General features: G+C 76.9%; 19 protein-coding genes. 6 read left to right on the top strand and 13 right to left on the bottom strand.

Features of this window, described 5'->3' with window-relative positions:
* Positions 1-159: 159 nt before the first annotated feature.
* Entirely contained in the window at positions 160-1,353 is a 1,194-nt protein-coding gene (locus tag ACF1AK_RS12815; protein WP_391498817.1) for an NAD(P)-binding domain-containing protein, read from the top strand.
* Between the two features lie 12 nt (positions 1,354-1,365).
* Here the strand turns inward: ACF1AK_RS12815 and paaE are convergent, their stop codons facing one another.
* The 5 genes from paaE to paaA are packed head-to-tail and all read right to left on the bottom strand — an operon-like array spanning position 1,366 to position 5,289.
* A complete protein-coding gene (paaE, locus tag ACF1AK_RS12810) occupies positions 1,366-2,502 on the bottom strand; it encodes a 1,2-phenylacetyl-CoA epoxidase subunit PaaE (protein ID WP_391498816.1) in 1,137 nt (378 codons plus the stop codon).
* A complete protein-coding gene (gene paaD, locus ACF1AK_RS12805; RefSeq protein ID WP_391498815.1) occupies positions 2,503-3,081 on the bottom strand; it encodes a 1,2-phenylacetyl-CoA epoxidase subunit PaaD in 579 nt (192 codons plus the stop codon).
* Entirely contained in the window at positions 3,075-3,956 is an 882-nt protein-coding gene (gene paaC / locus ACF1AK_RS12800; RefSeq protein WP_391498814.1) for a 1,2-phenylacetyl-CoA epoxidase subunit PaaC, read from the bottom strand. The genes paaD and paaC overlap by 7 nt, the downstream gene beginning before the upstream one ends.
* A 17-nt stretch (positions 3,957-3,973) precedes the next feature.
* Entirely contained in the window at positions 3,974-4,267 is a 294-nt protein-coding gene (gene paaB / locus ACF1AK_RS12795) for a 1,2-phenylacetyl-CoA epoxidase subunit PaaB (RefSeq protein WP_391498813.1), read from the bottom strand.
* Positions 4,264-5,289: a 1,2-phenylacetyl-CoA epoxidase subunit PaaA gene (paaA, locus tag ACF1AK_RS12790; protein WP_391498812.1), complete on the bottom strand. Its 1,026-nt coding sequence runs from the start codon at positions 5,287-5,289 to the stop codon at positions 4,264-4,266. Before paaA ends, paaB begins: the two co-directional genes overlap by 4 nt.
* A 266-nt stretch (positions 5,290-5,555) precedes the next feature.
* Between paaA and ACF1AK_RS12785 the strand changes: the two genes are divergently transcribed.
* Complete coding sequence (locus ACF1AK_RS12785) at positions 5,556-6,497, top strand: aminoglycoside phosphotransferase family protein (RefSeq protein WP_391498811.1); 942 nt, start codon at positions 5,556-5,558, stop codon at positions 6,495-6,497.
* Positions 6,498-6,729: 232 nt separating this feature from the next.
* Here ACF1AK_RS12785 and ACF1AK_RS12780 read toward each other — a convergent pair whose 3' ends face one another.
* The 3 genes from ACF1AK_RS12780 to ACF1AK_RS12770 form a co-directional block, all read right to left on the bottom strand.
* A complete protein-coding gene (locus ACF1AK_RS12780; protein ID WP_391498810.1) occupies positions 6,730-8,304 on the bottom strand; it encodes a M20/M25/M40 family metallo-hydrolase in 1,575 nt (524 codons plus the stop codon).
* Between the two features lie 639 nt (positions 8,305-8,943).
* Positions 8,944-9,603 carry a response regulator gene (locus ACF1AK_RS12775; protein ID WP_391498809.1) on the bottom strand — a complete coding sequence of 220 codons (660 nt, stop codon included), beginning with the start codon at positions 9,601-9,603 and terminating at the stop codon, positions 8,944-8,946.
* Positions 9,600-11,219: a sensor histidine kinase gene (locus tag ACF1AK_RS12770; RefSeq protein WP_391498808.1), complete on the bottom strand. Its 1,620-nt coding sequence runs from the start codon at positions 11,217-11,219 to the stop codon at positions 9,600-9,602. Before ACF1AK_RS12770 ends, ACF1AK_RS12775 begins: the two co-directional genes overlap by 4 nt.
* A 161-nt stretch (positions 11,220-11,380) precedes the next feature.
* Between ACF1AK_RS12770 and ACF1AK_RS12765 the strand changes: the two genes are divergently transcribed.
* Both ACF1AK_RS12765 and ACF1AK_RS12760 read left to right on the top strand, forming a co-directional pair.
* A complete protein-coding gene (locus ACF1AK_RS12765) occupies positions 11,381-12,268 on the top strand; it encodes a class I SAM-dependent methyltransferase (RefSeq protein WP_391498807.1) in 888 nt (295 codons plus the stop codon).
* Between the two features lie 55 nt (positions 12,269-12,323).
* Positions 12,324-12,626: a GNAT family N-acetyltransferase gene (locus ACF1AK_RS12760; protein WP_391498806.1), complete on the top strand. Its 303-nt coding sequence runs from the start codon at positions 12,324-12,326 to the stop codon at positions 12,624-12,626.
* 76 nt (positions 12,627-12,702) lie between these two features.
* Here the strand turns inward: ACF1AK_RS12760 and ACF1AK_RS12755 are convergent, their stop codons facing one another.
* On the bottom strand, positions 12,703-12,969 hold the full coding sequence (locus ACF1AK_RS12755) for a GlsB/YeaQ/YmgE family stress response membrane protein (protein ID WP_391498805.1): 267 nt from the start codon (positions 12,967-12,969) through the stop codon (positions 12,703-12,705).
* 156 nt (positions 12,970-13,125) lie between these two features.
* On the opposite strand from ACF1AK_RS12755, the gene ACF1AK_RS12750 reads away from it, so the two are divergent.
* On the top strand, positions 13,126-14,391 hold the full coding sequence (locus ACF1AK_RS12750; RefSeq protein WP_391498804.1) for a glycosyltransferase: 1,266 nt from the start codon (positions 13,126-13,128) through the stop codon (positions 14,389-14,391).
* A 501-nt stretch (positions 14,392-14,892) separates the two neighbouring features.
* Here the strand turns inward: ACF1AK_RS12750 and ACF1AK_RS12745 are convergent.
* The 4 genes from ACF1AK_RS12745 to ACF1AK_RS12730 all read right to left on the bottom strand — a co-directional run bounded on the left by ACF1AK_RS12745 (position 14,893) and on the right by ACF1AK_RS12730 (position 18,973).
* Positions 14,893-15,450 (bottom strand): NUDIX hydrolase, encoded by a 558-nt coding sequence (locus tag ACF1AK_RS12745; protein ID WP_391498803.1) that lies wholly within the window; start codon positions 15,448-15,450, stop codon positions 14,893-14,895.
* 139 nt (positions 15,451-15,589) lie between these two features.
* A complete protein-coding gene (locus ACF1AK_RS12740; RefSeq protein WP_391498802.1) occupies positions 15,590-16,615 on the bottom strand; it encodes a TIGR03842 family LLM class F420-dependent oxidoreductase in 1,026 nt (341 codons plus the stop codon).
* A gap of 71 nt (positions 16,616-16,686) precedes the next feature.
* Complete coding sequence (gene hydA / locus ACF1AK_RS12735) at positions 16,687-18,114, bottom strand: dihydropyrimidinase (protein ID WP_391498801.1); 1,428 nt, start codon at positions 18,112-18,114, stop codon at positions 16,687-16,689.
* Positions 18,115-18,130: 16 nt separating this feature from the next.
* Positions 18,131-18,973, bottom strand: coding sequence for a nitrilase-related carbon-nitrogen hydrolase (locus ACF1AK_RS12730; RefSeq protein ID WP_391498800.1), 843 nt, complete (start codon positions 18,971-18,973; stop codon positions 18,131-18,133).
* A 388-nt stretch (positions 18,974-19,361) separates the two neighbouring features.
* On the opposite strand from ACF1AK_RS12730, the gene ACF1AK_RS12725 reads away from it, so the two are divergent.
* The gene (locus ACF1AK_RS12725; protein WP_391498799.1) at positions 19,362-22,715 is read left to right on the top strand and encodes a hypothetical protein; all 3,354 of its coding nucleotides are present in this window, start codon (positions 19,362-19,364) and stop codon (positions 22,713-22,715) included.
* Positions 22,716-22,741 lie beyond the last annotated feature (26 nt).

The raw sequence follows: 22,741 nt of genomic DNA, 5'->3' as shown, positions 1-22,741 counted from the left end.
GGGTTGCGGGGCCGGGGGGGGGGGGTCGGGGGCCCGTGGGGGGGCCCCCCCGGCCGGGGGGGGGGCCCCCCCCCCCCCCCGGCCCCCCCCCCCGGGGGGGCCCCCCCCCCGGGGGGGGGGGGGGGCAAACACCGCCCGCCCGCCACATGTTTCACCGGCGTGACTGTTTACGGTGCAACCACCTCGGGTGCCACGTCGGGTGTCGCGTCGGACGCGGGCCGCCGGGTCGACGTCCTGGTGATCGGCGCAGGCCAGGCGGGCCTGTCCGCCGCCTACCACCTGCGCCGCCGCGGCTTCGCGCCGTACCGCGCGGGCTCCGACGGCGGTTTCGTCGTCCTCGACGCCGACCGCGCCCCCGGCGGCGCCTGGGCGCACCGCGCACCCTCCCTGCGGATGGCCACCGTGCACGGCTTCCACGACCTGCCCGACTTCGAACTCCCCGAACCGGACCCGCAGGCCCCCGCACGCACGGTCGTCCCGGGGTACTTCGCGGCGTACGAGGCGAAGCACGCGCTCCCCGTCGTACGCCCCGTCAAGGTGCTGGCGGTGCGCTCCGCGTCCGCCCGGCCGGACGCCCGGCTGCTGGTGACCACCGACTCCGGCACCTGGTCCGCCCGGGCGCTGATCAACGCCACCGGCACCTGGACCCGCCCCTTCCTGCCCCACTACCCCGGCCGCTTCGCCGGGCGCCAGCTGCACTACGCCGCCTACCGGGGCCCGGAGGAGTTCACCGGCAAGCGGGTGCTGGTGGTCGGCGGCGGGGCCTCGGCGATCCAGGTGCTGTCCGAGGTCGCGGCGGTCGGCGAGACCGTCTGGGTCACCCGCACCCCGCCCGTCCTGCACGACGGACCGTTCACCCCCGAGTACGGGCGCGCCGTGGTCGCCAAGGTCGAGGAGCGGGTCCGCCGGGGGCTGCCGGTGCGCAGCGTGGTGAGCGTGACCGGGCTCGGCCCGTCGGTCGCCCTCCGCCGGGCCGAGGAGCTGGGCGCGCTGCACCGCCGCCCGATGTTCGACCGGCTCACCGAGCACGGTGTCGCCTGGGGCGACCAGGAGCTCGCCGTCGACGCGATCGTCTGGGCCACCGGGTTCCGCCCCGAGGTCGGCCACCTCGCCCCGCTCGGCCTGCGCTCCCCCGGCGGCGGGATCGCCCTCACCGGCACCCGGGCCACCGCCGACCCCCGGGTCCACCTGGTCGGCTACGGGCCGTCCGCCAGCACCGTCGGTGCCAACCGGGCCGGCCGCGCGGCGGTCAACGAGATCGTCGCGCTGCTCGGCGCCCCGGCCGGCGCCGAGGGCGCACCCGGCGCCCCGGCCGGGGCCGCCGTGCCGGTGCCGGCCGTCGCGCCCGGGTAGCCGGGCCGGTGGTCAGCGGTCGTAGTCGACCGTCACCCGGTCCGTCACCGGGCGGGCCTGGCAGGTGAGGACGTAGCCGGCCGCCAGCTCCTTCTCCTCCAGGGCGAAGTTGCGCCGCATCTCCACCTCGCCCTCGGTCACCAGGGCGCGGCAGGTGCCGCAGACCCCGCCCTTGCAGGCGAACGGCAGGTCGGGGCGGGAGCGCTGGGCGCCGTCCAGGATGGAGCGGTCGCACGGGAGGGTGAGGGTGCTGCCGCGCCCGTCCAGGACGACGGTGACCTCGCTGTGCGCGCCGCCGGCGTCGGCGGCCGGGGTGTCGTCCGCGCGCCCGGCGACCGGCTCGTCCTCGGCGTGGAACAGCTCCTGGTGCACCCGCTCCGCCGGGACGCCCAGCCCGGCGAGCAGTTCCTTCGCCCCGGCGACCATGCCGAACGGCCCGCAGAGCCACCAGTGGCCGACCGCCGCCGTGTCCACCAGCGCCGCCAGCAGCGCCGCGACCCGCTCCGGGTCCAGCCGGCCGCTGAGCAGTTCGGCGTCCCTGGTCTCCCGGGAGAGCACGTGGACCAGCTGGAAGCGGCCCAGGTAGCGGTCCTTCAGGTCGGCCAGCTCGTCGGCGAACATCACGGTGTCGCTGCGCCGGTTGCCGTAGAGCAGGGTGACCGTGGAGGTGCGGTCGGCGGCCAGCACGGAGGCCGCGATCGACACCATCGGGGTGATGCCGGAGCCGGCCGCCAGCAGCACGTGGTCGGCGGGTTCGGCGAGGTCCGGGGTGAACAGGCCGGACGGCGTCAGCACCTCCACCTCCTCCCCCAACCGGGCCTCGCGCACCAGCCAGCGGGAGAACAGCCCGCCCGGCACCTCGCGCACGGCGATCCGCAGCGGGCCGCCGACGGGGGCGCAGATCGAGTACGAGCGGCGCTCGTCGACGCCGTCCACCACCCTGCGCAGCGTCAGCGTCTGCCCCGGCCGGAACGCGAACGCCTCCGCGAGCCCGTCCGGTACGGCGAAGGTCACCGCGACGGCGTCCTCGCAGAGCCGTTCCAGGCCGGCGATCCGCAGCGCGTGGAAGGACGGGCGGCGGGCGGGGCGCACGGCGGGCGGCTCGACGGCCGGGGCGGCGGGAAGGTCCGCGGAGGGGAGGGCGGCCATTCAGATCTCCTTGACGCGTTCGAAGGGCTCGCGGCAGTCCCGGCAGCGCCACAGCGCCTTGCAGGCGGTGGAGCCGAAGCGGGACAGCTCCTCGGTGTCGGTGCCGCCGCACAGCGGACAGCCGACGGGCGCGGCGGCGCCGGCGGCGGGAGCGCCGGCGGCGGCCGCGAGCCGGGTCGGGCCGAGGCTCAGCGGGGTGCTCCCGCCGCCGGTGCCGCGGCCGGCGGCGGCACCGGGCCGGGGCGGGGCGATGCCGGCCTCGGCGAGCTTGCGCCGGCCCTCGGGGGTGATCAGGTCGGTCGACCAGGGCGGGTCGAGCCGCAGCCGGACCCGGACGTCCGCGAACCCGGCCGCGCGCAGCCGCCGGTCCACGTCGGCGGCCATCTCGGCGACCGCGGGGCAGCCCGAGTACGTCGGGGTGAGCCACGCGGTCACGGTGCCGCCGTCCTGCGCGACCTCGGCCAGCACGCCCAGGTCCGCCAGGGTCAGCATCGGCAGCTCCGGGTCCGGCACGGCCGCCGCCACCTCCCAGGCCGCCGTCCCGCCCGGTGCGCGCGTCCCGGCCACGGCCGTCACCACCTCGCGCCGGGGTGCGCGCGGGCCAGCACCTGCAGCTCGGCCAGCAGCGGGCCGAGCGCCTCGGTGTGCACCCCGTCCCGGCCGGCCCGGCCGCCGACGGCCGCCAGCCCCGGCACCTGCGGCACCGTCAGCCCGGCCTCCGCGCACACCGCCGCCACCGCGCGCAGCACCGGCTCGCGCAGCGTGCCGGGGTCCACCCCGGCCCGCAGCTCCACCGGGTGCGCGGTGAACAGCTCCTCCAGCAGCGGCCACACGGCCTCCAGCCCGGCCTGCATCCGCGCGGCCGAGTACGGCGTGCCGTCGCCGAGCCGCAGCGTCCACGCCGTGGCGTACTCGCGGTGGTACGCCAGCTCCTTCGCCCCGCGCGCCGCGACCGCCGCCAGCACCGGGTCGGCGTGCCCGGCCAGCGCCTCGTAGAGCGCGCCGCGGGCGGTGGCGAACAGCAGCAGCCGGGCGATCGCGTGCGCGAAGTCCCCGTTCGGCGCCTCGACCAGGCGGACGTTGCGGAACTCGTGCTCCTCGCGCCAGTACGCGAGGTCGTCCTCGGTGCGCCCGGAGCCGTCCGCCTGCCCGGCCCGGGTGAGCAGCTGACGGGCCTGGCCGAGCAGGTCGAGGCCGAGGTTGGCGAGCGCGACCTCCTCCTCCAGCTCCGGCGCGCGGGTACACCACTCGATCAGCCGCTGGGCGAGGACGAGCGCGTCGTCGCCCAGCATCAGGCAGTAGGCCGCGAGGTCGGCGCCGTCCAGGCCGGGCGGCACGGCGGTGTCCACGCCGAGCAGCGGGTCGGCGAAGCCCGTCCCGTACGCCCAGCGGCCCTCGCCCTCGGGCTCGGGGGACGCCTCGGCGAGGCTCAGGTACACGTGGTCGTCGGTCATGGTTCGGCTGCTCCCGGTCAGATGTGCGGGACATCCTCGGGGATGTCGTAGAAGGTCGGGTGGCGGTAGACCTTGTCGCCGCTGGGCGTGAAGAAGGGATCGCGCTCGTCCGGGGTGGAGGCGGTGATCGCGTCGGAGCGGACCACCCAGAGGCTGACGCCCTCGTTGCGGCGGGTGTAGAGGTCGCGGGCGGCGAGCAGGGCCATCCGGTCGTCGGCGGCGTGCAGCGAACCGACGTGCACGTGGTTCAGGCCGCGCCGGGGGCGCACGAACACCTCGTAGAGCGGCCAGCCGGCCTTGGACTCGGTCACTTCCCGTTCTCCTGTTCCGCGTGCTGTGCCGTGTTCCGCACCGCGTGCCGTGCCGCTTCCGTCCCCGCGCCGGCCTCGGCGCGGCGCTTCGCCGCGTACGCCGTGGCCGCCTCGCGCACCCACGCGCCGTCCTCGTGCGCGGCCCGGCGGCGTTCCATCCGCTGGGCGTTGCACGGGCCCTGGCCGTGGATCACCCGGGTCAGCTCCGACCAGTCCGGCTCGCCGAAGTCCCAGCCGCCGCGCTCCTCGTTCCGGCGCAGCTCCGGGTCGGGGAGCGTGACGCCGAGGTGCTCGGCCTGCGGGACGGTCATGTCGACGAAGCGCTGCCGCAGTTCGTCGTTGGTGTGCCGCTTGATCCGCCAGGCCGTCGAGCGGGCGGTGTTCGGCGAGTCGGCGTCCGGGGGGCCGAACATCATCAGCGAGGGCCACCACCAGCGGTCCACCGCGTCCTGGACCATCCGGCGCTGGGCGTCGGTGCCGCGCATCATCGTCATCAGCAGCTCGTAGCCCTGGCGCTGGTGGAACGACTCCTCCTTGCAGATCCGGACCATCGCACGCGCGTACGGGCCGTAGCTGCAGCGGCAGAGCGGGACCTGGTTGCAGATCGCGGCGCCGTCGACCAGCCAGCCGATCACCCCGACGTCGGCGAAGGTGAGGGTCGGGTAGTTGAAGATCGACGAGTACTTCTGGCGGCCGGTGATCAGCTTCTCGGTGAGCTCGGCGCGGTCCACCCCGAGGGTCTCGGCGGCGGCGTACAGGTACAGGCCGTGGCCGGCCTCGTCCTGGGCCTTGGCGAGGAGGATCGCCTTGCGGCGCAGGGACGGGGCGCGAGTGAGCCAGTTGCCCTCGGGCTGCATGCCGATGATCTCGGAATGCGCGTGCTGGGCGATCTGGCGGACCAGGGTGGCCCGGTAGGCGTCGGGCATCCAGTCGCGGGGCTCGATCCGCTGCTCCGCGGCGATGACGGCCTCGAACGTCTCCTCGGGCGACGCCCCGGGCCGCTCGGCCACCTCTGCTGTCACCACGGTCCCCTTTCGCTGACTCCGTCCCCGCGGGCCTGTCGGGCACCCGGCGGCGGCAACCGACCAACCGTTCGGTCGGTACTATTGTGCGCGGCGAGGGGGCGGCTGACAAGGGAGCACCGCCGGTGGCGGGCCCTGCGTTCGGGGGCGCGGGCCGCGGGGGTCCGGCCCCTTCGGCTCCGGCCGCGCGGTCGGGGCTCCGGGGTCCGGCCGTGCGGGCGGAAAACCGGTGGCCCGGGCCCGGCCGCGGCGCGAGACTTCCCGGCATGACACTGCACGCGGACGAGATCGCGGCCGACGAGGAGCTGGTCCGCTCCCTGTTGCGGGCGCAGCGGCCGGAGTGGGCCGGCCTCGCCCTGGCACCGGCGGGCGCGGGCACGGACAACACCATGTACCGGCTGGGCGACGAGCTGCTCGTCCGGCTGCCGCGCACCCCGGACGCCGCACGGTCGGTGCGGAAGGAGCAGGAGTGGCTCCCGCGGCTGGGCCCGCTGCTGGGCCGGACCACCGTCCCCACCCCCGTCCACAGCGGCGCTCCCACCACGGCCTTCCCGCTCGCCTGGTCGGTCCACCGCTGGATCGACGGCGCGGAGGCCGGGCCGGCGAGCGTCCGGGACTGGGCCGGGCTCGGCCGTGACCTCGCGGCGTTCGTCCGGGAGCTGCACGGCCTGGACCTGATGGGCGCGGTCCGCGCGGGCGACCTCGGCTGGTACCGCGGCGGTTCCCTGCGGGACTGCGTCGAGTGGGGCACCCGGTGCCTGGCGGACTGCCGTGCGCTGGCGGGTCCCGGCACGGAGCTCCCCGACGGGGGCGGCGGGCTCGACGTCGACACGCTGGAGCGGCTGTGGCGGGCCGGGCTCGCGCTGCCGGATCCGGCCGGGCCGCACGTCTGGCTCCACGGCGACCTCAAGCCCACCAACCTGCTGGTCCGGGACGGCGGGCTGCGGGCGGTCATCGACTTCGGCTGCCTGTCGGTCGGCCACCCGGACGCCGAACACTCGACCGTCTGGGACCTGCCGCCCGAGGCGCGCCGGGCCTACCGGGACGCGCTGGACCTCGACGAGGCCATCTGGACCCGCGCCCGCGCCTGGGCGATCGTGGTCGGCGTCAGCGGGATCTCGTACTACTGGCACACCTATCCGGCCTTCGTCGCGGAGTGCCTGGCGCGCCTGCGGGCGATCCTCGCCGACGCCGCCGGGCTCGGGTAGGCGGCACCGGAGCCCCGGTGACGTCCTGCACCTCACCGCCGCAGCGCTCGCCGACCCCGGCGCCGCCGTCCGCGCACCGCTCGCGCCCTGCCGGCAGCCCGGGCCGTGCGCGGGGACGCGCCCGTGCCCGCGGTGACCGGGCTCCGGCCGCTGCTCGCGGGCGCCGACGGACGGTGGGCGGTGGATCCCGGGATCCACCGCCCACCGTCACGACCCACCCGCGCTGTCCCGCTCAGCCCTCCGAGCGGTCGCGCAGCCGGGGGAGCGGGACGGCCAGGAGCGCCGCCAGCAGGGCGATCCGCGGTGCCAGCTGGTCGATCCGAATATGCTCGTGCCGGGCGTGCGCACCCCCGCCGACGGCGCCGAAGCCGTCGAGCGTGGGCAGTCCGCGGGAACCCGGCAGGTTGGTGTCGCCCGCGCCGCCCGCCGGACCGCCGTCCAGCTGCTGCCCCAGGACCGCCGCGAGGGACCGGACGTGGCGCAGCAACGGATTGGCGGAGCGTTCGGGCCAGGCCGGCCTGCTCGACAGCACCTCGGTGCGGACCCGCGCGCCGGGCCGGAGCGCGGTCAGCCGGGCGAGGTTGTCGAGGGTCCGGCGTTGCGCCTCGGTGGTGGCGAAGCGCAGGCCGAGTTCGGCCTCGGCCCGGCCGGCGACCACGTTGGCCCGGCTGCCGCCGCTGATCCGGCCCGCGTTGAGCTCGGTGCCGGGCAGGCTGACCAGTCCGCGGACGGCCACCAGTTGGTCGACGAGTTCGTCGACCGCCGAGACCCCCTCGGCGGCGTCGTTGCCCGCGTGCGCCTCACGGCCGGTGACGGTGAGCCGGACCCGGGTGGAACCGCGGCGGGCGGTCTTGAGCCGGCCGTCCGGGTGCGGGGGTTCCAGGCCCAGGACGGCGGCGGCCCCGCGCAGTTGGCGCTCGACGAGACGCCGGCCGTCCGGGCTGCCGACCTCCTCGTCGGAGACCACGACCAGGCGGACGGTGCGGTGCGGGCGTTGGCCGAGGTCGGCGAGGAGGGCGAACGCGCCTTCGAGGATGGCGAGTCCGCCCTTCATGTCGACCACGCCGGGCCCGCTGAGGGTGCCGTCGCGTTCGGTGACCGGCCAGTCGGCGAGGATGCCGGCCGGCCAGACGGTGTCGTGGTGGCCGACCACGAGCAGGTGCGGCAGGCTCTCGTCCCGGCCGTCCCACTGGAGGACCAGGTGGTCGCCGGCCGGACCGGGCTCGCGTTGGACGGTGGCCCCGGTGGCGCGGAAGCCGGCCGACAATTCCTCGGCGAGGGCGTCGAGTCGGGGGGCGTCGCCGCTGGGGGACTCGATCCTGGCCAGGTCCGCGCAGCGCCTGCGGACGGCTCCGGCGAGGGTGCGGGCCCGGGTGGTGAGGGCCTGGGGCAGACCGGGGAGCGCGGCGGTGGGGCCGGACTGGCCCTCGCTGTCGGGGACGGCCGGAGCGTGGGGGGCCGCCGCGGTGGGTGGTGCGGCGGCGGAGGCGGGGGCGGCCGGGGCGAGGGCGGTTCGGACGGTGCCTGCGGTCCTGGTGGTGCCGGGCACGGCCGCGACGGGGGCGGCGCCGGGGGCCCCGGACGGTTCGGCCGCGGTGACCGCAGTGGCGCCCGCGACTGCCGCGACTGCCGCCGCGGCGGGGCCGGCGGGGCCGGCGGACGGCACGGGGGCCGGGGACGCTGCCGGCGCTGCGGTGAGCGTGCCGGCGGTGGCGCCCTGAGCGGCGCCCTGGGTGGTGGCGGCGGCAACGGCGGCGGTCGCGGGGGCCGCCGGGGCGGCGGACGGGCGGACGGCTTGAGGACTCAACGCTCGCCTCCGCGGCCGCCGCCGGTATAGAGCGGCCGGGCGGGCCGGCCGGACCGGGGTGCCGGGCGGACGGCTCCGGCCGCGACGGCGGGACAGCGGCGGGGGCCCTCCGGTCCAAGTGCGCTGGAACGGCTGGGCGGCGTCTGTGGCATGTACGTCCTCCTCGCTCGATCCGGTGGCCCCGATCGTCCCGGGGCCTCCGTGGACGGCGGCTTCCCTCGCGGCGGGCGCAGAACAGCGCGCCACTGCAGGGAAGCCGAGATGTGAGCCTAGAAGAACCGTTCGGTTTCCTGCGAGGTGGCCCTGCTCCCAGCGTGCCGGGACCGGGATCCGCCCCGGCGCGCGGCCGCGGGCCGCGGTCGGCGCACGGCGTACGGATCCTGCCCTGCGCGCGGGCGCGGTCGCCGGATCGCGCCACTTCCACCATGGACCCGGGGCGGGGGTTCGGCAGCGCGGGGCGCCAAGGCGCGCCTTTTCCAAGCCAGATGGGTGATGGCGGGCCGGTGGCGAGTACCGCGTGGCGCGGAGCGGACGCCGCCGGAACGGGATGATTCCTCCTCGACCGGGGCGGGTGCGGAGGAACCCGGGCGGAGCGGGCAACGGCGAGGGCCGGGGGCCCTCGTGGCGGGCGACGGTCGGTCAGGCCGGATCGTCGACCACCCCCGCGTCCCGGGCGAGCAGCGCCGCCTGGACGCGGTTGCCGACGCCCAGTCCGGTGAGGATCCGGCTGACATGCGCCTTGACGGTGCTCTCGCGCATGCCGAGGGCGAGCGCGATCTCGGCGTTGGAACGGCCGACGGCGAGTTCGCGCAGCACATCGGTCTCGCGCGGGGTGAGCGCGGCCAGCCGGGCCCGGGCGTCGACCGCACGCGGTGCGCCGGTGCGGTGGTAGCGGTCGATGAGCCGGCGGGCGGCGGCCGGGTGGAGCATGCCCTGTCCGCCTGCCACGACATGGACGGCGCGGGCGATCTCGGCGGGCGGGGTGTCCTTGAGCAGGAAGCCGTCGGCGCCCGCGGCGAGGGCCCGGTAGACGTACTCGTCGAGGTCGAAGGTGGTGAGCGCGATGACCCGCGGGGCGTCGGGAAGCTCGCGCAGTCGGCGGGTCGCGGCGATGCCGTCGAGCCGGGGCATCCGGATGTCCATCAGCGCGACGTCGATGCGGTGCCGTCCGGCGAGTTCGACGGCCTCCAGGCCGTCGGCGGCCTCGGCGACGACCGTGAGCTCGGGGTCCTGGGCGAGCAGGTCGACGAGCCCGAGCCGGACCAGCGCGTCGTCGTCGACGACCATCGTGCGGATCACGTCGCCTCGCTCGGTGGATTCGGGCCCGGACGCGGAGCCGGAGCCGGCGTCGCGGGCGGGGGCGGTACCGGGGGCAGGGGCGGTACCGGGGGCGGGTCGGCCGGGACGGCGCCGGGGCCGGGTGCGGGCCCGGGGGGAGTCCGGGCGGGCGGACGGGCGGGCGGACGGGCGGGCGGACGGACCGGAGGCCGGGGCGGGGCGGGGAGGCGGGCGGCCAGGCGGAAGCCGCCGCTGCCGTCGGGGCCCGCGTCGAAGTGCCCGCCCAGCGCGCCGATCCGTTCACCGAGCCCGACCAGACCGTAGCCGCCGCCCGTACAGGCACCGGAGGGCGCCGGGTCGCCCGCGCCGTTGTGCACCTCGACGGTCGTCGCGGGCGCGCCGTACTGGACGCGGACCGTGACCTGCGCGGTGTGCGCGTACTTGCGGGCGTTGGTCAGCGCCTCCTGGACGACGCGGTGAACGGCCAGCCGGTGGGTGGTCGGAATGCTCTCCGGGTCTCCGGTGAGGGCGAGTTCGACGCGCTGTCCCACGTCGGTGGCCTCGCCGACCAGCTCGGCGAGGTCGCGCAGCGCGGGCGCGGCGACGGGCCTGGGGTCCGGGCGCCGGTCGGGCGGTGCGTCGCCGTCGTCGGCGCTCCGCGCGGGGTCGGGCCGGGCGGCGGCGGACGGGCGGACGGACGGAGCCGGTGAGCCGCGCCGGGCCGGCAGGTCGGGCGGGTCGGACGGATCGGGCTGGTCCGGCTGCTCCGGCGGGTCGGCGCGGAGCGCGCCGAGGACGTCCCGCAGGTCGTCGAGCGACCGGGCGGCCGTCGCCCGGAGCAGTTCGAGGCGGTGGGCGAGGCGCTCGGGGTCGTCCGCCACGGTGCCGGCGCGGGCCTGGTCGCGCAGCACGCCGGTGTGCAGCACCAGGAGACTCAGCCGGTGGGCGAGGACGTCGTGCATCTCACGGGCGATCCGGGCCCGTTCGGCCGCGCGGGCCTGCTCGGCACGCAGCTCGCGTTCGCGGCGCAGCGCGTCGACCTTGCCGTGCAGGGTGCGGATCAGCACGCGGCGGCCGTGCAGCCACAGGCCGAGGCAGACGGCGGCGGTGTCGACGAGGAGTTGGGAGCCGGTGATGCCGACCCAGTCGAGCACGGAGTCGGCCCGGACCGCGCTGAGCGCCGCCATCGCGGCCCCGGCGGCGAAGGCCGGCCCGATGCGGCCCGTCGCGGCCAGGTGGAAGACGCTGAACAGGCCGGGGAAGGCGCGGTTGAGCAGTCCGCTGACGAGGACGGGCAGCACCGCGGCGGCGACCGGGTGGCGGCGGGTGAGCAGCAGGGAGAGCGGGGCGAGGGCCGCGCCGACGATCCGCAGCGGGCGCAGCGGCAGGTCGTGGTCGAGCCACTGGAAGACGATCTCCTCGGCGACGAGCGCGAGGACGGTCACCAGCAGCAGGGTCTCGGTCAGCCGGTTGCGGCCGGGGGCGTACCAGCCGAACAGCGCGGCGCGCCCGGGCCGCGGCTCCTGCGGCGGACGGGACGGAAGGGACGGAAGAGGCAGGCGAAGCAGGCGAGGCAGGCGGGACGACGGGGACGAACGGGCCGGACGGGGCGTGCGGGTCAGCTGATCGGCGGCCATCCGGCTCCTCCCTCCTCGGCGGTTCCAGGGCCCTGATGCTACGACGCGGCGGCGGGCCGTGGCCCCTGACGATCGGCCGGTGGCACCCTCGACTTTCGTCGGGGGTGCGGGCGGTCGGTCGGCCGATCCGGGGCGGCCGGGGCGTCTCTAGCTTCGGTGTCATGACGACCGATCAGCTCCGCCCGGACCCCGCCCCCGGCCCCGGCCCCGCTCCGGGCCCCGACTCCCCCACGCCCTCCGGTGCCGTCCGCCCGGACGCCCCGCCCGTCGTTCCGGGCGGGCCCCGGGCGGACGGGGACGGCGGCGGCGAGGGCTGGTTCTTCCTCTCCGAGGCGCTGCGCACCTTCCGCCTGACGGGCGCGGTGGCGCCGAGCGGGGCGGATCTGGTGAACGCGCTGGTGGTCCCCGCGACGAGCCGCCCCGACCGGCCGATCTCGGTGCTGGAGGTGGGCGCCGGCACCGGGGCGGTGACGCGCCGGCTGGTGCGGGTGCTGCGGGCGGGCGACCGGCTGCACGCGGTGGAGGCCAACCCCCGGTTCGCCCAACGGCTGCGTGCGGATCCGGAGTTGGCGCGGCGCGGGCCGGAGCTGGGGCTTCGGGTGTCGGAGTGCCGGGTGCAGGACCTTCCGGAGGCCCGCGCGGCGGAGTCGGGCGGGCGAGGGGGCGACGGCGGGGCCGGGCCGGCCGCCGAGCGGTACGACGTGATCGTGTCGGGCCTGCCGTTCACCAACTTCGCACCGGCGGAGGTCCAGCGCATTCTCGACCTCTACCTGAGGCTGCTGGTGCCCGGCGGCGAGCTGACCTACTTCTCCTACCTGGGGACGTCGGCGGCGCGGCTGCTGACGTCCGGGCCGCGCCGGGGGGCGCAGCACCGGGCGGTCGTGCGGTTGCTGCGGCGGTTCGACCGGGAGTACGGGCTGGGGGGCCGGACGGCGTGGCGGAACGTTCCACCGGCGCGGGCGCACCTGCTGCGCGCACCCGGCGGCCGCCGGGACGCCGCGCCGGGCGGAGGCGGCCCGACGGGCGGGGAGGCGCCCGCCGCCCGATGATGGACCGGGGCCGCCGGCCGCGGCTCCGTGCCGACACAGCAGTGAGGGAGCCACGATGACGGTCACGATCCGTGATGCCGAGCAGGCCCGCCGGTTCGAGGCGCGGGTGGGCGACACCCTGGCCGGGTTCGCCGAGTACCTGCGCAGCGACGAGCTGGTGGTGTACCCGCACACGGTGGTCGAGCCGGCCTACGAGGGGCAGGGCATCGGGGGGACGCTCGCGCGGGCGGCGCTGGACGACGCGCGGGCCCGGGGGCTGGCGGTGCTGGCGACGTGCCCGTTCATCAAGGCGTGGATGGCCAGGCACCCCGAGTACCTCGACCTGGCGTACGAGAACCGGAGCCGGGTGAGCGACTGACGGCCGAGGCCCCGTGCCCACCCCGCTCCCCCGCGTCCCGAGGCGCCCCCGGCCCGGCCGTCCGGCGCGCCCGCGCTCAGCTCCGGGAGTGCCCGAACACGAGCCGGTAGAGGATCAGCAGCACCAGGGCGCCGCCGATCGCGGCCCCCCAGGTCGCCAGGTCGAAGAAGTGGGCCGTCACCGGGCGGTGCAGGATCTTCGCGGAGAGCCAGCCGCCGACGAACGAACCGGCGATGCCGATCAGGGTGGTCACCACCAGGCCGCCCGGGTCCCGGCCCGGCAGCAGCAGTTTGGCCAGGGCTCCGGCCACCAGGCCCAGCACGATCCATGCGACGAAGCTCATCCGTGTCCTCCCGCCCTTCGCACCGTACGGCGGCGCCGTGCACGCCGTACTGCCGGAAAGGACGCCGCGCCGCCGTCCGGCGGTTCCCGCCCGGGCAGCGGGAACGGTCGGCGCGGCGCCCTTCCGCGCCCTCGGCTACCCCGCGATACTGCGGCCATGCGCATCCTGATCGCCACCGCCGGCTCCCGGGGCGACGTCGCACCCTTCACCGGACTCGGCGCCCGCCTGAGCGCGGCCGGCCATCAGGTGGCCCTCGCCGCCCACACCGCCTTCGCCGACTCCGTGCGCGCCGCCGGTCTGGAATTCCGCCCGCTGCCCGTCGACCCGCGCACCGAACTCGCCTCCGCCCGCGGCCAGCAGCTCCTGCGCACCGGGACCGGGCCGCTCGGCCTCGTCCGACTGGCCCGGATGGCCGGCTCGTTCCTGCCCGCCCTCGGCTCCGGCATCGCCGCCGCGGCCGAACCCGGCGCCGACCTCCTGCTCACCACCAGCACCACGGCCCATCTGGGCGAGGTGGTCGCCGAGGCCGCCGGCATCCCCAGCATCACCCTCACCCTCCAACCCCTCCTCCCCACCCGGGCGTTCGCCCCGCCCGTCATCGGCGCCCGCTCACTCGGCGGCCCCGGCAACCTGCTCGCGGGCCGGGCCGTCCAGGCCGCCGCCGACCGCTTCGCCGCCCCGGCGGTGCGCGCGCTGCGGCGCCGACTCGGCCTGCCCCCGCGCCCCATGACCCGCGACCTCGGCAACCACCCGATCCTGAACGGCTATTCGCGTCACGTCGTCCCGCGCCCCGCCGACTGGCGCCCGTCCCACGAGGTCGCCGGCTACTGGTGGCCGCACCCCGACCCCGGCTGGCAGCCGCCGCAGCGCCTCCTCGACTTCCTGGCCGCCGGACCGCCGCCCGTCTACCTCGGCTTCGGCAGCCTCGTCGTCCCCGACCCCGAACGCCTCAGCGCCACCCTCCTCGCCGCCGTCCGCACCGCCCGGGTCCGCGCCGTCGTCCAGTCCGGCTGGAGCGGCCTCGCCGCACCCGACGGCGCCGACGACGTCCTCACCATCGGCGACGCCCCGCACGACTGGCTCTTCCCCCGCACCTCCGTCACCGTCCACCACGCGGGCGCCGGCACCACCGCCGCGACCCTGCGCGCCGGCACCCCCACCGTGCCCGTCCCCGCCCAGCTCGACGCCCCCTTCTGGTCCGACCGCCTCACCCGCCTCGGCACCTCCCCCGGCCCGGTCCCCCTCGCCCGCCTCACCCCCGCCCGGCTCGCCGCCGCCATCCGCCGGGCCCTCGACGACCCCCGCCACCGCACCCGCGCCCGGCTCCTCGCCGACGCCCTGGCGAAGGAGGACGGCGCCGCCGCCGTCCTCACCCGCATCGACCGCATCGCCGAACGGCCCGGCGGGCCCGGACAGCGGTGAGCCGCGGCCGGCGCCGGCTCCTCGGCGGCGCCGCCGCGACCGCTCCGGCGGCCGCCCTCCCCACCGCGGGCCGGGCCTTCGCCCGGGGCGCGGGCACGGACACGGACGCACGCGGCCTCACCGGCCGGCTGCGGGCCCTGGAGCGGGCGCACGGGGCACGGCTGGGGGTCCTCGCCCGCGACTACGCCCGCCCCGCCTTCGGGACCGCCCTCGACGCCGCCGGCCGCCGCCTGACCGGCTGGCTGCTGCACACCACGACGGGCGCCCACCGCCTGCGCGCCGGCCTGCCCGAGGACCGGGCCGTCGCGGAGAGGACCGGCACCGGGGCCACGGCACCACCAACGACGTCGGCCTCGCCACGCCCCCGGCCGTCCTCCGATCGCCGTCGCGGTCCTCTCCGCCCGGCACGACCCCGCCGCCGCACCCGACGAGCCCCCGCTCGCCGCAACGGCCGCCCTGCCGGCCTCCGCACTCACCTGACCCCGGGAACCGCCGGCCGGATCACCGGCCCTCGCGGGCGAGGCGGTAGGGCCCCAGGTAGTAGCAGAGCGCCGCGTGCGACGGGCCGTCGGGCACCCCGCCGCCGACCAGCAGCCCGACCACCTCGGCCTGCGGCAGCCACTCCACCCTGGCCGCCTCGGAGATGTCCTGCGGTTCGCCGACCCGGGTGCAGCCCGTGACGTGGTAGCTGCGGAAGCGGGCGTCGCCGAGGCCGGGCATGGCGTCGTACTCCGTCATCGGCACGACCTTCCCGGGCCGCCAGCCGGTCTCCTCCTCCACCTCGCGGGCGACGGCGGCGGCCGGTTCCTCCCCGGGATCGGCCCAGCCGGCCGGGACCTCCCAGCCCCACCGGCCGGTGATGAAGCGGTGGCGGTGGATCAGCAGGAAGCGCCCGTCCTCGTCGGTGACGACCGCCGTGGTGGAGGCGCGGGGCATGCGGACGACGTGGTGCTCGCTCCGGCCGGTGCCGGGAACGTCCACGTCGTCGAGCCACAGCTCGACCCAGGGCGAGCCGTACAGCTGCCGACGACCGTGGACCTGCCGTTCCGGTGGCGTCACCGGGCCCTCCTTGCCTGTGTGCCTGCCGCTGCCCCGACTCTCCCACGGGCCCGCTGTCGTGGGCGGGTGGTCGCCCTGGTTCCCGTGAACACGGAGCCGGCCGGTCCGTGTGACCCTCGCCGGGGCGCCGCCGGGGGGGTCAGCGGGCGGCCGGCAGGTGGGGGATGACGGAGGTGCCGTAGGCGTCGATGGTGGGTTCGACGGCGTCGTGCATGGCGTAGACGGCGAACTGGTCGACGCCGAGGGCGCGGAGTTGGTCGAGGCGGGCGAGGTGGGCGGCGCTGGGGCCGATGAGGCAGAAGCGGTCGACGATCTCGTCGGGGACGAAGGCGGTGTCGGGGTTCCCGGCGCGGCCGTGGTGGCTGTAGTCGTAGCCCTGACGGTCCTTGATGTAGGCGGTGAGGGCGTCGGGGACGAGCCCGGAGTGCTCGCCGTAGTGGCGCACCAGGTCGGCGACGTGGTTGCCGACCATGCCGCCGAACCAGCGGCACTGTTCGCGGGCGTGGGCGAGGGCGGCCGGGGAGTCGTCGGCGGTGACGTAGGCCGGGGCGGCGACGCAGATGGTGAGCGCGTCGGGGTCGCGGCCGGCGTCGGCGGCGGCGCGGCGGACGGCCTTGACCATGTACTCGGTGAGGAAGGGGTCGGCGAGCTGGAGGATGAAGCCGTCGGCCTGGCGGCCGGTCAGGGCGAGGGCCTTGGGGCCGTAGGCGCCCATCCAGACCGGCAGGGCGGCGCCCTCGCCGACCCAGGGCAGGCGCAGTTCGGTGCCGTCGACCTCGGCGGTGCGCCCCTCGGCCAGTTCCTTGATGGCGTGCATGGCGCGGGAGAGCCGCTCCAGGGTGGCGGGCTCGCGGCCGGCGACGCGCATGGCGGAGTCGCCGCGGCCGATGCCGCACACGGTGCGGTTTCCGTACATGTCGTTGAGGGTGGCGAACAGGGAGGCGGTGACCTCCCAGGTGCGGGTGGAGGGGTTGGTGACCATCGGGCCGACGGTGAGGGTGCTGGTCTCGGCGAGGATGCGGCTGTAGATGACGAAGGGCTCCTGCCACAGCACGCAGGAGTCGAAGGTCCAGCCGTGGCTGAAGCCGGCCCGCTCGGCGCGGACCATGCGCTCGACGAGCAGGCGGGCGGGCGGGTCGGTCTGCAGCACGAGGCCGATGTCCATGGTGGGCTCCGGGAGGGGCGGGGAGGCAGGGGTGGGAGGGCAGGGGCGGGGAGGCGGCGGAAGGGGCGGGCTCAGCCGAGGTACTGACAGGTGTCGCGGCGCAGGAAGGTGCCGTGGCCGGCCCGGCCGAGCCAGGTGCCGCGGTCCAGGACGACGGTGCCCCGGGACAGCACGGTGCGGGCGCGGCCGGTGAGGGTGCGCCCCTCGTACGCCGAGTAGTCGACGTTCATGTGGTGGGTGGCGGCGGAGACGGTCTGCACGGCGGTGGGGTCGTAGACGACCACGTCGGCGTCGGCGCCGGGGGCGAGGGTGCCCTTGCGCGGGTGCAGGCCGAACATCCGGGCCGGCGTGGTGCAGGCGAGTTCGATCCAGCGGCGGCGGCCGATCCGTCCGTCGACGACGGCCTGGTGGAGCAGGTCCATCCGGTTCTCCACGCCCGGCAGGCCGTTGGGGATCTTCGAGAAGTCGCCGCGGCCGAGCTCCTTCTGGCCGGTGAAGCAGAACGGGCAGTGGTCGGTGGAGACCACCTGGAGGTCGTTGGTGCGCAGGCCCCGCCAGAGCGCCGCCTGGTGCTCGCGGGGGCGCAGCGGGGTGCTGCACACGTACTTGGCGCCCTCGAAGCCGTCCTCGCCCTCCTCGGCGAGGTTGTCGGTGGACAGGAAGAGGTACTGCGGGCAGGTCTCGCCGAAGACGGGGTGGCCGTCGTCGCGGGCGCGGGCGAGTTCGGCGAGGGCGGAGGCGGCGGAGACGTGGACGACGTAGAGCGGGCTGCCCGCGACCTGGGCGAGCCTGATCGCCCGGTGGGTGGCCTCGGCCTCCAGCAGTTCGCGGCGGACCTCGCCGTGGTGGCGGGGCGCGGTGCGGCCGGCGGCGAGGGCCTGTTCGACGAGGACGTCGATGGCGATGCCGTTCTCGGCGTGCATCATGATCAGCCCGCCGTTGGCGGCGGCGCGCTGCATGGCGCGCAGGATGCGTCCGTCGTCGCTGTAGAACACGCCGGGGTAGGCCATGAACAGCTTGAAGGAGGTGGACTCGCCGGAGTCGACGAGGGTGTCCATCTCCTTGAGGACGGCGTCGGTGACGTCGGAGACGATGGTGTGGAAGGCGTAGTCGATCGCGCAGGCGCCCTCGGCCTTGGCGTGCCAGGCGTCCAGTCCCTCGCGCAGGCTGCCGCCGACGGGTTGGACGGCGAAGTCGACGATGGTGGTGGTGCCGCCCCAGGCGGCGGCGCGGGTGCCGGTCTCGAAGGTGTCCGAGGCGTGGGTGCCGCCGAACGGCAGCTCCATGTGGGTGTGGACGTCGACGCCGCCCGGGACGACGTAGTGGCCGGTCGCGTCGATGACGGTGTCGGCGCTCCAGGAGAGGGCGGCGTCGCTGCCGGTGGCGGCGAGGGCGGCGATCCGCTCGCCCTCGATGAGGACGTCGGCGTGCAGTTCCTCGGTGGCGGTGACGACGAGTCCGCCGCGCACGGCGGTGCGGCGGGGTGCGGTGGTGGTCACAGGGGGTTCGCCTCCGTCAGGCCTCGGTCAGCGGGCCGTAGGCCTCGGGGCGGCGGTCGCGGTAGAACGCCCACTGCCGGCGGACCTCCTCGATGAGCCCGAGGTCGAGGTCGCGGACGACGAGCTCCTCCTCCTTGTCGGAGGCGACGTCGCCGACGAACCGGCCGCGCGGGTCGACGAAGTAGGAGGTGCCGTAGAAGTCGTTGTCGCCGTACTCCTCGGTGCCGACCCGGTTGATGGCGGCCACGTAGTAGGCGTTGGCGACGGCGGCGGCCGGCTGTTCGAGCTGCCAGAGGTAGGCGGAGAGGCTGCGGCTGGTCGCGGAGGGGTTGTAGACGATCTCGGCACCGGCCAGGCCCAGGGCGCGCCAGCCCTCGGGGAAGTGCCGGTCGTAGCAGATGTAGACGCCGACCTTGCCGACGGCGGTGTCGAAGACCGGCCAGCCGAGGTTGCCGGGCTTGAAGTAGTACTTCTCCCAGAAGCCCTTGACCTGCGGGATGTGGTGCTTGCGGTACTTGCCGAGGTAGCTGCCGTCGGCGTCGATCACGGCCGCGGTGTTGTAGGAGACGCCGGGCTGTTCCTCCTCGTAGACGGGGACGACGAGGACGAGGCCGAGCTCGCGGGCCAGGTCGCGCATCCGGCGCACGGTGGGGCCGTCGGGGACGGGCTCGGCCCAGCGGTAGTGCTCGGGCTCCTGGACCTGGCAGAAGTAGGGGGCGTTGAAGACCTCCTGGAAGCCGAGGATCTTCGCGCCCCGGGCGGCGGCCTCGCGGGCGTACCGCTCGTGGAGGGCGATCATGCTCTCCTGGTCGCCGGTCCAGCGGGTCTGGACGAGGGCGGCACGGACGATCTGCGACATGGGTACCTCCGCAACTCCGCGGCCCGTCCCGGGGGCGGGCCCGCGGTCCGAGGGTCGGCGGGCGGTGCTGCCTGCGGTGGATGTCTTCGGGCGGTCCGCGCGTGGTCCGCCGGCGCGGCCGGTGCGCGGTCTACGTGCGTAGAGGGTGGCTGCCTCGACCGTAGGCCCGGCCTCGGTCGCCTGACAATACGTCGGACGCGACGCGCCCGCGGCGATCCCGGTGCGCTGACACGCGGGGTCCGGCAGGTGGGGTGAATCGATGGGATGAAACGGTCATCTACCCCGGACCCGCCCTTCTTACTCATTCGGGTGAATCCAGGAGCGGAACCGCGTGGTGCGGGGCAGGAAGCCGGTGACACGAGGCGGCTGCCGAGGGGGAGGTGGACGGATGGGCCTGGCCGAGGGGGCGCGGGGGCCGGTGCGGGTGCCCGCCTGGGGCGGAGTGCTGCTCGGGCTCGGGGTGCCGGTGCCGGCGGTGCTCGGCTGGCTGCTGTTCGCCCGCCGGACGCCCGCCGGCCAGGGCACCCTGGACGTCCGGCTCCAGCTGGCCGGCTCGCGGGCCGCCGCCGAGGCCGTGCTCGCCGGGCGGGCCCCGGCCTTCCGCGCCTCGCTGGAGGCCGACCTGTGGCTGATCGGCGGCCTCGCCGTCACGCTGGCGGCGGCCGGGCTGCTCGGGGGCTATGTGTTCACCCGGGCGCACTGGCGGCGGACGGCGCTGGTCGCGGGCCTGGCCGGAGTGCTGGCCGGCTGCTGCGACCTGGCCGAGGACGTCCTGCTGGACGCCGGTCTCGGCCTCGTCGGCCCGGGACCGGCGGGCGGGGACGCGCCGTTCGCCGCGGCGGCCGCGTTCGCCACCGTCAAATGGCTGCTGCTGCCGCCCGCGGGCGCGGTCGCGGTCGTCGTCTGCGCCGCCACCGTCCACCGGGCGGTGCGCGCGCTGCTGCCCCGGCCGGCGGAGGAGGAGGGCGGCGCGTGCGGGGCGGGCCCCGCACTGATCCCGCCGTGGCCGGTGGCGACGGCGCGGGGCGGGCGGTGGCCGCCCGGCCCCCGGGCCCACGGGCCGCTCACCCGGCACGCCCGCTGGCGCAACGCCGCCAAGGTGCCGCCCGGCCGCGAGCACGCCCGGCTCGGCTTCTGCGTCTCCGGCGGCGGCATCCGCTCGGCCTGCGTCACCCTCGGCGCCCTGCAGGCGCTGCGCCCCTGGCTGCAGCAGGCCCGCTACCTGGTCGCCGTCTCCGGCGGCGGGTACACCGTCGGCGCGATGCAGCTGGCGCTGAGTGACTCCGCGCCGGGCGGTCCGGTCCGGGCCCGCTCCGGGCTGAGCGCCGACACCGTGCTCGAACCGGGCTCACCCGAGGAGGACCACCTGCGCCGCCACTCCAAGTACCTGGCGGACGGTGCGGGCGAGTGGCTGGTGGCGCTCGGCACCCTGCTGCGAGGGCTGGTCGCGGCGCTCTCCCTGCTGCTCGCCGCCGTCCTGGTCCTGGGCTTGGGGCTGAGCCGCTGCTACCACCTCGTCCCGCTCGCCGACCTGGACGGCCCGCCCGCGGTGCGCGCCCCCGCCCTGATCGCCCTCGCCGGGCTGCTGGCGGCCGCCGCCACGGGGTGGCTGCTGTGGCTGCTCACCTTCTCCTGGCTCGGCTGGAACACCCTGCTGCCGCGCGTCCTGCGCCGCCTCTCGCACGGCGCGCTGGCGCTGGCCGCGCTGACCGCCCTCGGGGTGCTGGCCGTCCCCGGCCTGGCGTGGGGCGCGGTCGCGCTGCAACGGGCGCTCGCGGTCGGCGCCCGGCAGACCGGGGCCGGCATCAGCCTCACCGTGCTGCTCAGCTACCTGGCGCTGCTGCTGGGCATCCTGTGGCACGGGCGGCGCGCCATCGGGCAGGGCGCCGCCGTGCTCGGCGGGGTGCTGCGCGGGGTGCGGCACGGCGCCGGGGTGCGGCGTCCCGGTGGCCTCACCGGGCGGATCACCGAGTACCTGGTGCTCTGGTCGGCGCTGACCGCGCTCACCTCGGGCACGCTGCTGACCTTCGGCTGGGCGGTGGCGACCGGGCACGCCTGGCCGGACGCGGTCCAGGTGCTGCTGCCGCTGGTGCTGGTCACGGTGGGGCTCAACCTCGACCAGACCTGGATGGGCCTGCACCCCTTCTACCGGCGCCGGCTCGCCTCGGCCTTCGCCGTCCGCCGGGTCGTCGAGGGCGGGGACGAGGACGGGGACGGAGGCGGGGGCAGCAGCGAGGCGGCCGGCGGGGACGGTGCCGGGGACGGGGCCGGGGATGGGGCCGGGGATGGGGCCGGGGCCGGGGAGGTGCTGGCCCGGCCGTACCACTTCTTCCGCGAGCAGACCCGGCTCAGCCACTACGGCGCCCGGCGGCCGGACTTCCCCCAGGTGATCTTCGCGGCGGCGGCGAACCTCTCCGGCAGCGCACGAACGCCGCCCGGGCGGCGGGCGGTGTCGTTCACCTTCTCCCACGACTACGTGGGCGGGCCGGACGTCGGGTACGCGCGCACCGACCTGCTGGAGCGGCGCACCCGGCGGCACATCGCGCGGGACCTCACCGTGCAGTCCGCGATGGCCGTCTCCGGTGCGGCGTTCTCCTCCGCGATGGGCCGCCGCTCCCGCGCCTACCAGGGGCTGTTCGCGGTGACCAACGCCCGGCTGGGCACCTGGCTGCCCAACCCGGCGGCGCTCGCCCCGCTCTGGGCCGCCGAGCGGGACTGGCGCTACGCGCCGCAGCCGGCCGTCCGGCGGCTCTCCTACCAGTTGCGGGAGGCCTGCGGGCGGTACCCGATGGACGCGCGGTTCCTGCTCACCACCGACGGCGGGCACTACGAGAACCTCGGGCTGGTCGAGCTGCTGCGGCACGGCGTGCGGACGGCGGTGTGCATCGACGCGAGCGGCGACTCCGCCTTCGCGGGCGCGCTCGCGGCGGCGATCACCCTGGCGCGGGAGGAGCTGGGCATCGCCATCACGCTGCGCGAGCCGGAGCTGCTGGTCCCGGGCAGCGCCGGGAGCAGCGGCACCTCGGGCGGGAGCGGGCCCGGCGGGAGCGGCCGGCCGCCGTTGCGCGGGCTGGCGGCGCGGCTGGCCGAACGGCTCTCCGCCCGGGCGGTGGTGGTCGGGGACATCGTGTACCCGTGGCCGTTGGAGCTCGGGGAGGCCGACGGCCCGCCGGGATCGGCCCGGCACGGCACGCTGATCGTCGCCCAGGCCGTCCTCACCCCGGGCATGCCGTACGAGCTGCACGCGTACGCGGCGGCGGATCCGGCCTTCCCCAACGACGGGGCCGGCGACCAGTGGTTCGACCACCGGCAGTTCGACGCGTACCAGACGCTCGGCCGGTACCTGGGCGAGCAGGCCGCGCCGGCGGTCACGGCGGCGCTGGCGGGCCCGGGGGAGGTCCCGGCGGAGGTCGTGGTGGAGGCTTCGGCGCAGGCTCCGGCGGCAGCGCCGTCGGCGACGGCGGACCCGGCGGAACCGGCAGGAGCCGCGGACCCGGCGGAACCGGCAGGAGCCGCGGAACCGGCGGCCCCGGCGGAACCGGCAGCGGCGGGGGACCCGGCGGGAGCGGCCGCGGTCCCCCCGGACCCCAAGTCCAACGCCCGGCGCCCGGGCCGGCCGGGAACCGTCCCCGCGCCCGTCCCCGCGCCCGGGCGCGCGCCCGGCGTGGAACGCGGGGCCACCGCACCCGACCAGGGGCGCAACGGGCGGGGGCCCGACGGAAGGGGTGACGGGCAGGTGTGACGGTGTGCGCTTGACTCCCACCGCTT

It is taken from the genome of Kitasatospora sp. NPDC015120 (assembly GCF_043080305.1).
Taxonomy (GTDB): Bacteria; Actinomycetota; Actinomycetes; order Streptomycetales; family Streptomycetaceae; genus Kitasatospora.
The sequence above is the reverse complement of the archived record's forward strand: the minus strand, read 5'-3'. Positions and strand labels throughout refer to the sequence as shown.

Bases quoted from the DNA above. Each gene is read 5' to 3' on its own strand.
- ACF1AK_RS12755 (WP_391498805.1), bottom strand. From the start codon at position 12,969: ATGAGCTTCGTCGCATGGATCGTGCTGGGCCTGGTGGCCGGAGCCCTG.
- paaE (WP_391498816.1), bottom strand. From the start codon at position 2,502: ATGGCCGCCCTCCCCTCCGCGGACCTTCCCGCCGCCCCGGCCGTCGAG.
- ACF1AK_RS12765 (WP_391498807.1), top strand. From the start codon at position 11,381: ATGACGACCGATCAGCTCCGCCCGGACCCCGCCCCCGGCCCCGGCCCC.
- ACF1AK_RS12770 (WP_391498808.1), bottom strand. From the start codon at position 11,219: ATGGCCGCCGATCAGCTGACCCGCACGCCCCGTCCGGCCCGTTCGTCC.
- ACF1AK_RS12730 (WP_391498800.1), bottom strand. From the start codon at position 18,973: ATGTCGCAGATCGTCCGTGCCGCCCTCGTCCAGACCCGCTGGACCGGC.
- ACF1AK_RS12785 (WP_391498811.1), top strand. From the start codon at position 5,556: ATGACACTGCACGCGGACGAGATCGCGGCCGACGAGGAGCTGGTCCGC.
- ACF1AK_RS12760 (WP_391498806.1), top strand. From the start codon at position 12,324: ATGACGGTCACGATCCGTGATGCCGAGCAGGCCCGCCGGTTCGAGGCG.
- ACF1AK_RS12750 (WP_391498804.1), top strand. From the start codon at position 13,126: ATGCGCATCCTGATCGCCACCGCCGGCTCCCGGGGCGACGTCGCACCC.
- paaC (WP_391498814.1), bottom strand. From the start codon at position 3,956: ATGACCGACGACCACGTGTACCTGAGCCTCGCCGAGGCGTCCCCCGAG.
- ACF1AK_RS12725 (WP_391498799.1), top strand. From the start codon at position 19,362: ATGGGCCTGGCCGAGGGGGCGCGGGGGCCGGTGCGGGTGCCCGCCTGG.
- ACF1AK_RS12740 (WP_391498802.1), bottom strand. From the start codon at position 16,615: ATGGACATCGGCCTCGTGCTGCAGACCGACCCGCCCGCCCGCCTGCTC.